This is a genomic window from Roseovarius nubinhibens ISM, from assembly GCF_000152625.1.
Classification (GTDB): domain Bacteria; phylum Pseudomonadota; class Alphaproteobacteria; order Rhodobacterales; family Rhodobacteraceae; genus Roseovarius; species Roseovarius nubinhibens.
In genome coordinates, this window is the sequence record NZ_CH724156.1 from 1,542,794 (window position 1) to 1,548,965 (window position 6,172).

Annotated in this window: 6 protein-coding genes; 3 read left to right on the forward strand and 3 right to left on the reverse strand. The window is 62.5% G+C overall.

Annotated features, from left to right (window positions below; genetic code table 11):
• Positions 1-2: 2 nt before the first annotated feature.
• Positions 3-1,031, reverse strand: coding sequence for a GlxA family transcriptional regulator (locus ISM_RS07465; protein ID WP_009813527.1), 1,029 nt, complete (start codon positions 1,029-1,031; stop codon positions 3-5).
• Positions 1,032-1,285: 254 nt separating this feature from the next.
• Here ISM_RS07465 and ISM_RS07470 point away from each other — a divergent pair, with 254 nt between their 5' ends.
• Positions 1,286-1,894 (forward strand): LysE family translocator, encoded by a 609-nt coding sequence (locus ISM_RS07470; RefSeq protein ID WP_009813528.1) that lies wholly within the window; start codon positions 1,286-1,288, stop codon positions 1,892-1,894.
• 32 nt (positions 1,895-1,926) lie between these two features.
• On the opposite strand, the gene ISM_RS07475 is transcribed toward ISM_RS07470, so the two are convergent.
• Positions 1,927-2,550 (reverse strand): LysE family translocator, encoded by a 624-nt coding sequence (locus tag ISM_RS07475; RefSeq protein WP_009813529.1) that lies wholly within the window; start codon positions 2,548-2,550, stop codon positions 1,927-1,929.
• Positions 2,551-2,951: 401 nt separating this feature from the next.
• Positions 2,952-3,911 (reverse strand): Hint domain-containing protein, encoded by a 960-nt coding sequence (locus tag ISM_RS07480; protein WP_009813530.1) that lies wholly within the window; start codon positions 3,909-3,911, stop codon positions 2,952-2,954.
• A gap of 263 nt (positions 3,912-4,174) precedes the next feature.
• Between ISM_RS07480 and msrP the strand changes: the two genes are divergently transcribed.
• Positions 4,175-5,083 carry a protein-methionine-sulfoxide reductase catalytic subunit MsrP gene (msrP, locus tag ISM_RS07485; protein WP_009813531.1) on the forward strand — a complete coding sequence of 303 codons (909 nt, stop codon included), beginning with the start codon at positions 4,175-4,177 and terminating at the stop codon, positions 5,081-5,083.
• Between the two features lie 3 nt (positions 5,084-5,086).
• Entirely contained in the window at positions 5,087-5,731 is a 645-nt protein-coding gene (msrQ, locus tag ISM_RS07490) for a protein-methionine-sulfoxide reductase heme-binding subunit MsrQ (protein ID WP_254655662.1), read from the forward strand.
• Positions 5,732-6,172 lie beyond the last annotated feature (441 nt).

Below are 6,172 nucleotides of genomic sequence, written 5' to 3' on the forward strand. Positions count from 1 at the left end.
CGCTACCACGCCGACTTGCCGTTGATCACACCCGCCAGATCCATCGCCACCACATCCGCCCCGGCGAGCTCTGGCGGGGCGGCGCCGTGGTCGGTGCCAAAGGACTGCCGGTAAGAGCTCGGGCACACCCCGAGCTGCCGCGTGAACACCCGGCGCAGCGTTGCCGCCGTGCCGAACCCGGCATTCACCGCCACCGATTGCACCGATTGCTGTGACGTCTCGAGCAATTGCCGCGCCGAGGTCAGGCGCACATCCTCGATATATTGCGACAGCGTCGTGTTGGTGACCTTCTTGAAGAGCCGCACCAAGGACCGCTCGCTCATCGCGGCCTTCTTGGCGAGATTGGCCACCGACAGATCCGCCGTCGGGTTCTCCCAGACGAAAAGCTGCACCCGCCGGATGCGCGGGTCTTCGGTCGCTTCGGCCATCAATTGCGGGCTGAACTGCGTCTGCCCGCTGATCCGCCGCAGCACCAGCACCATGAACCGCGCGATATCGAGGGCGAGCTGCCGCCCATGATCCTTCTCGATCAGCGCCAGCGTCAGGTCGATCCCCGCCAGCATCCCCGCCGAGGTCCAGAGCTTGCCCGAATTGACAAAAATCGCATCCTCTTCGATCTCGACGGCGCTCTGGCATTGCTTCAACCGGATCGCTTCGAGCCAATGGGTCGCGACCCGGTGACCATCCGCGATCCCCGAGGCCACGAGGATCGTCGAGCCGGTACAGACCGACCCCAACCGCGCACAGCGCGGCTCGAGCCGCCGCAGCCAGGACAAGAGCGTTTCATCCTCCGCCGCCGCGAAACATCCCGGCCCGCCCGCGACGAGCATCAGGTCGATCCGCGCGGGCAGATCCTCGCAGGCGCAACTTGGCACGATGTTGAGAAACCCGCCGGCCACCGGCACCGGCGCCCCGTCGACAGAGACGGTCACAGGTTTGTAGAGCTGTCGGCCGGTGAGGAAATTGGCGAGCCCAAAAGGCTCCAGGGGGCCGGACGCATCGACCGACGAGACGCCCGGATAGACGAGCATTGCCACGAGACGAGGCTGTCCTATCGAATCGTCTGGCCCCAAAATGCTGCCCTTTTGTGCAATGTGATCTAAAAATAATCACCTTGATGATAGCGCAACTGCCGTCCGAAAGAAACGTTCGACGTCGAATAGCGCACAGTTCCCGCCAAACGCCCGCCCCGATCTTAGCTGGCGCACGCTCTCATGGCACACTCCGCCGCGACCGCTCGCGCCGCCAGAGGCGCATGGATCTGCCGGTTTGGGGAGGGGAACCAATGGAGCCGACGGCCCTATTTGCCTATATGATGACCCTCGGCGCCCTGACCCTGACACCGGGCCCGCTGGTCGCCGTTCTCGCCGCCCGCTCGGCCAGCCGCGACCGCCGGGGCGCCTGCGCCATGGCCATCGGCATCTGCATCGGCGACGTGCTGGTTATTCTCGCCATCTGTGCCGGGCTCGGCTTCTGGCTCAAGGCAAATTCCGAGATTTTCAGCATCGCGAAATATGCCGGGGCCGGGCTGCTCATCCTCGTCGCGATCCGCATGTGGCGTGCCCAAGCCGCGCCGACGCAGGCGACGGCCCGTGCCTATGGGCTGCTCACCTCGGCGCTGATCGGCTTTACTGTCTGCCTGAGCAGCCCGCAAACCGTGGTCATCTATTTCATGCTGCTGCCACGCGTCGTCGATCTGACCGTCGTCGGCCCGCAAGAGATCCTGATCTTGATGGGCGCCACCGTCGCCGCTTTGCTCGCTGTCTTCGTGACGATCATCCTCTGTTCCGAACTGACACAGCGCCTCCTGAACTGCCCCGCCGGCGCGACGATCTGGTCGCGGATCATGTCCCTCACCATCGGCGGCTCGGCGCTTTGGGTGCTGGCCGGCTAGGGCCGGGCGGCTGACCCCGGTCGACCGCGCCCTTATCGTTCCGGCTCAAAATCCTTGCTGGCCAGCAGCATCGCGGCACCGATCATCAGCGCGCCGCAGATCTTGTTCACCAGACCAAAGGAAAACCGCCGGAGCGCCGCCGCCGCCCGCAGGCCGAGCCAGCCCCAGAGCAGCAGGATCGCCCCATCCACCACCAGATAGGTGAGCCCGAGGATCAAAAGCTGTGGCAGCACCGGCATCATGGGGTCGATGAACTGCGGAAAGAGCGCGCCGAAAAACACCACGGCAAAGGGGTTGGCCATCGAGGTCACAAACCCCTGACGAAAGAGCCGCGCCGACTGACCAGAGGCCGTGGCGGCAACATCCTCGGGCCGGTCCTTGGCGAGGATCAACTGCAACCCGATCCAGACCAGATAGGCCACCCCGAGCCATTTGATCCAGACAAAGGCGCTGGCAGAGGTCGCGATGATCGCCGCCAGCCCAAAGGCCGCCCCCGTCATCTGCAGGCTGTTGGCCGTGAGATCCCCAGCGATCGTATAGGCGCTGCGCCGGAGCCCATAGCGGACGCTGTTCGATATAATGAGAAGCTGGCTCGTATCCGGCGGCGTCGCAAAGAACACCGCAACCGCTGCCAGATAGATCAGATAGGTCTCCATAAGCATCGGCCTGCCTTTCAGATGAGACTGCCACAGGCTAGGGCCCTGGCCGCGCCCCGGTCAAACCTTTCCCGCCTCTGACGACCCGGCACGCAGGAAAGAGCCCGGAAGATCTGTCTGATCCTGCCGTTTCCTGTCAGCTATCCCACGGCTGTGCCCAGCCCTTCGGCCCCGAACCCCATAGCGCCGCACCGAGGACATCGCCTCAATCCTCATGGTCTCCATTGGTTTTGCGTTCAATATTGTCTGGGTCGTCGCGGGGGAGGGGGCGCAGTTTCTTGAGCGTGGCCGACGGCGAAAGCGATGGGGATCTTTGGCGGCTACACAGTAGGGAGTCCCCCAGAATCCAGACTGTCGCGATACCGTCGTAATACCGACGTGATACCGAAAACGCCTCAATTTCACATGACGCGCTGCAGCATGGCCTCGAGAACGGGCCGTTCAAACGCCCGAATACAGGTCCGCGCGATCTGCGGCTGGGGCAGGGTGATGTCCATAAGGTCCGGGAATATATCGAGAATTTCGCGCCGCGAAGCCTCTGCCAGCCCGTCCATCGCCCGCTCGCCCGGCAGAAAGCTCTCGCTCAGCGCGCCATTGGAAAAGACAATCTGATGCTGATCAAAGAGAAAGTGGAAATAGCGCACCTCCCCCGGGGCCTCTTGATAGACATTCCTGAGCACTGTCAGATGCTTGGCCGGCACCAATATCTCGGCCTCCCCGAAATAAAGCTCCGCCTCCGCCGTCGAAATCAGCATCCGATGATTGGGCGACACCCGCAATTCCCGACACGCCCCCAACGTCCCCTCCCCAAACACAATCGGCGCCGTCGTCCGCGTGCTCTGGATCGTCCGACCGGAAATCCAGCGGATCGGCTGATAGCCCGCATCGCGTGTCAGAACCATGTCGCCGGCCCGAAGATCCTCGACCGCCACTTCGCCCTTTTGCGTGGCGATCATCGTCCCGGCCACGAAACAAGGCACGTCGCCCGGGATCTCGCTGTTCACATTGCTTGAGGCGCCATTGCGCGTATAGGTCTGGCCGACCACCAATGGCGTTGACGCCCCGGGCAGGGAATAGATTGCATCGCCGAGGGTAAAGGCTCCGTTCACCTTGGGGACAAGATAATCATCCGCGGCCGAGCCACTCTCGATCCCCCGCGCGCCGCCAAAGACAAAGCTCTGCCCGGCGGCCCATCCGCTCGGCGCTGGGCCCGAGATCGATTGAATCACCGGCAATGTCCCGGTCTCGGTCTTGGGGCTGTCATCGCCCACGCCGAAATTGTCGTCTTCGTCAAAGACCGTCACGGTAAACGTATCGGTCACGGTGAACGTAGAGTTCGCCGAACCGCTGATCCGATACATTGTAAACGTGTAAGTGCCCGATGGCATCAGCCACACCCCTGTATACTCGTGACCTCTTCCGCTGACCTAAAGCGGAGCATGATCCTGATGTATTCGGGCATTTGGGCGAGACTGTGCAGCCCAGGTGTCGGAAACCGATCTCTTTCGTGGCGGGCTCTGTCCAAAGCCATTGTTACAAAAACCGACTAGATCGTGACTTTCCTTTATTTGTTGGGTCGCTCTGGCGCCATTACGTTACATCCGAAACTCGGAGGAAATGCCCCATGGCGCGACGCTGGACCAACCGTCTGACTGAAAATGACATCACGCCCGAAGCGGCGTTTCTCAACCGGCGTCAGATCATGGCCGGGGCACTTGGCGCTGCCGGGGCGTCGCTCATGGGCCTGCCGCAGGCCGCCCATGCCGAGGCGCTGACCCCGCACCCCTGGGAAGACATCACCAGCTACAACAACTACTACGAGTTCGGCACCGGCAAGGATGACCCGGCCCAGAACGCCCATCAGCTCACCACAGCGCCCTGGTCCGTCACCATCGACGGTCTGGTCGAGCGCCCCGGCCAATATGCGTTCGAGGACATTCTCGCCAAGATGACCATCGAAGAGCGCATCTACCGTTTCCGCTGTGTCGAGGCCTGGTCGATGGTGGTGCCGTGGAACGGGTTCGAGCTGGCCGATCTGCTCAATCTCGCGGGTGTGACCTCGGATGCGAAATATGTCGCCTTCGAAACCGTGCTGCGCCCCGAAGAGATGCCCGGCACCCGCACCCGCGTTCTCGACTGGCCCTATGTCGAAGGTCTGCGCCTTGATGAGGCGATGCATCCGCTGACCATCATGGCCACCGGCATCTATGGTCGCGACATCCCAAATCAGAACGGCGCGCCGCTGCGCCTGGTGGTGCCATGGAAATACGGGTTCAAATCGATCAAGTCGGTGGTGCGGATCACCCTCACCGACAAAGAGCCGCCGACAAGCTGGAACAAGGCCAATGCCCGCGAATACGGCTTCTATAGTAATGTGAACCCCGAGGTGGATCACCGCCGCTGGAGCCAGGCGAGCGAACGGGTCATCGGCGGCGGCCTCTTTGCCAAGCGTCAGCCGACCCTCATGTTCAACGGCTATGAGGACGAGGTGGCCTCTCTCTATAAGGGGATGGATCTCACCCGGTTCTTCTGAGCCGTGGCCGATCCAGTTGCGCCCGTGTCCTTCACCTCTCTTATAGAGACCGCAAACCTCCAGCTCCGCCGCGTCCCGGCCTGGCCCGCCTATCCGCTGGCCTTTGGCTATGTCGGCTGGCTCGTCTGGCTCGGCGCGACCGGCGGGCTCGGGGTCGAGCCGGTGGTCGCGTTGCAGCGCGCCTTGGGCGAGGCGGCACTCTATCTCCTGATCGCAGGGCTCGCCGTCACGCCGCTGCGGCGCCACGCGGGGCTCAACCTCCTCAAGTTCCGCCGCGCCCTTGGGCTGTCGTGCTTTATCTTCGTGGTGGCGCATTTCCTCGCCTGGGCGGTGCTCGACCTCCAGAGCCTCGGCCGTGTCTGGGCCGACATCGTGAAGCGCCCCTATATAACTGTCGGCATGGCGGGGTTCGCGCTGCTCATCCCCTTGGCCCTCACCTCGAACAATTGGTCGATCCGCCACCTCGGCGCGCGCTGGCGTCAGTTGCACCGGCTCACCTATGCCGCGGCGCTGCTGGGCGCGGTGCATTACATCATGCTGGTGAAAGGGTTTCAGATGCGCCCGCTGATCTTCCTAGCCGTGATTCTGATCTTGCTGCTGCTGCGCCTGCGTCCCGGCAGGCTGGCGATGCGGTTTCAGCGCGGCTGAGGCGGAATCGCCCGTCGGCGGAGGCCGATTCCGGGGCCCACACCCCTCTCTATAGGGCAGATCGGGCGGCACCCCTGTGGATAACCCCGATACCCCTATATCCCCCAGATGCTGCATCGCAATAAAATGAGGGAAAATAGGGGCCTCACGAAACATTCCGCAAGTAACCCATTAAAATTACAGTAAAAATCAGGAAAATGTAAAAAAGATGACATTTTGCGAAAAAGGGGCTTGCGACTCTTTGGGTCTAACCGTAAATACCCCCTCACCGGCGGCGCAGACAGCGCGGCACGGGACGCCAGACGGAACGACGGAGCGACGCTCTAGAGGGACAGACGGCAACAACATTGGGGCAAGTTAGGCGGGGCGCGCCAGCAAGTTAGTGGCGCATCCGGTTTGATTTTGTCTCTGGACTTTCGGGTCCGCGCTCTTTGACATTGA